At 69.1% G+C, this 657-nt stretch carries 1 protein-coding gene; it reads left to right on the top strand.

Annotated features, from left to right (window positions below; genetic code table 11):
* Positions 1-3 precede the first annotated feature (3 nt).
* Positions 4-657, top strand: a 654-nt coding sequence (locus RMT89_RS40640; RefSeq protein WP_315888776.1) for a condensation domain-containing protein, incomplete at its 3' end; no start/stop codon positions are given.

The following is a 657-nucleotide window of genomic DNA, read 5'->3' as shown; positions in this document are numbered from 1 at the left end:
GAGGTGCTGCGTACGCGGTTCGTCATCGGTGCCGGGGGCGAGCCGGTTCAGGTGGTCGACGAGCCCGGCCCGGTACGAATACGCCTGATCGACCTGTCCGGTGTGCAAGACCCGGAGGCCCGTGAGGCGCAGGTGCGCGACACGGTCGACGCGGAGGCCCTCAAGCCCTTCGATCTCGCGGCCGATGCTCTGCTGCGTGTGTGCCTGGTCCGTGTCAGCGACGAGGACCATGTCCTGGTGCTGGCGATGCATCACATCGTCTCGGACGGCTGGTCGATCGGCGTCCTCACCCGGGAACTGGGCGAGCTGTACGCCGCAGCCGTGCAAGGCCGCGACGCCAAGCTGCCCGAACTGCCCGTGCAGTACGCCGACTTCGCGATCTGGCAGCGCCAATGGCTCCAGGGAGACGTCCTGGAGCGCCAGCTTGGCTACTGGCGCGACCAACTCGCCGGACTGGAGCCGCTGGAGCTCCCCACCGACCATCCGCGGCCTGCCGAACGCACCGGCAACGGCGCCTCACTGCAATTCGACGTATCACCCGAGACGACGGCCGGCCTGCGCACGCTTGCCGCCGGCACCAGCACCTCGCTCTACATGGTGCTGCTGGCCGCGTTCAACATCCTGCTGGGCACCTACGCCCGCCGCGACGACGTCGCC

Origin of the sequence: Streptomyces sp. P17 (assembly GCF_032436805.1) — a bacterium.
In the GTDB taxonomy this organism is placed as follows: Bacteria; Actinomycetota; Actinomycetes; order Streptomycetales; family Streptomycetaceae; genus Streptomyces.
Note: the sequence above shows the minus strand (reverse complement) of the source record. Positions and strands in the feature narration are given on the sequence as shown.